Source organism: Micromonospora maritima (assembly GCF_902825405.1).
Taxonomy (GTDB): Bacteria; Actinomycetota; Actinomycetes; order Mycobacteriales; family Micromonosporaceae; genus Micromonospora; species Micromonospora maritima.
Map to the genome: position 1 here is coordinate 1 of NZ_CADEAU010000930.1, position 882 is coordinate 882.

Consider the following 882-nt stretch of genomic DNA (forward strand, 5'->3'; position numbering starts at 1 on the left):
CCGGGCCCGGATCTCGTCGGCCTGGCAGGCCGCCACGAAGTCGGCGACGGCCTGCGGCGGGCCGGACACCACCACCGTCGACGGACCGTTGACCGCCGCGACCCCCACCCCGGCGAATCGACCCGCGCCGGAGGAGCCGCCCGCGTCACCGGAGGCCGTCATCGGAGCGTCGGCACCCAGGCCGTCCCCCGCGTCACCGGTCCCGCCAGCGGCGGCACCGAGGCGGGCGGTCACCTCGTCGGCGGGCAGGTCGACCGACGCCATCGTGCCCGTGCCGCGCAGCACCGACAGGGCCCGCGACCGCAACGCCACCGTCTTCGCCGCGTCCTCCAGCGACAGGATCCCCGCCACGCACGCCGCGCCGATCTCACCCTGGGAGTGGCCGACCACCGCCTGCGGGGCGACCCCGACGTGCCGCCACACGGCCGCGAGGGCGACGCCGACGGCCCACAGCACCGGCTGCACCACCTCGACCCGCTCAAGCCACGACTCGTCCTCGCCGGTCAACACCGACACCAGATCCACGTCCAGATAGGGGGCCAACGCCGCCTGACACTCCGCCAACGCGGCGTCGAACACCGGCGTCCGACCCACCAGACCGGCCGCCATCCGCGCCGACTGGGCGCCCTGACCGGGGAACACGAACACCGGACCAGGTGTCCGGGACGCCGTACCCGTCACCACGGCCGGTGACGGCGTGCCGGCGGCGAGCGCGTCCAGCCCGGACAGCAGGTCCCCGGTCGAGGACCCGACCACCGTGGCGCGGTGGTCGAACACCGACCGGGTGGTCGCCAGCGACCAGGCGACCGGCGCCGGGTCGGCCGGGTGGGCGCGCAGGTGCCGGGCGAGCCGCCCGGCCTGCCGGGCCAGTCCGTCGCGGGT

1 protein-coding gene is annotated in these 882 nt (G+C 76.8%); it reads right to left on the bottom strand.

Going from position 1 to position 882, the window contains the following annotated elements:
* A partial coding sequence (locus HUW36_RS33605; protein WP_174531670.1) for an acyltransferase domain-containing protein occupies window positions 1–882 on the bottom strand: 882 nt, incomplete at both ends.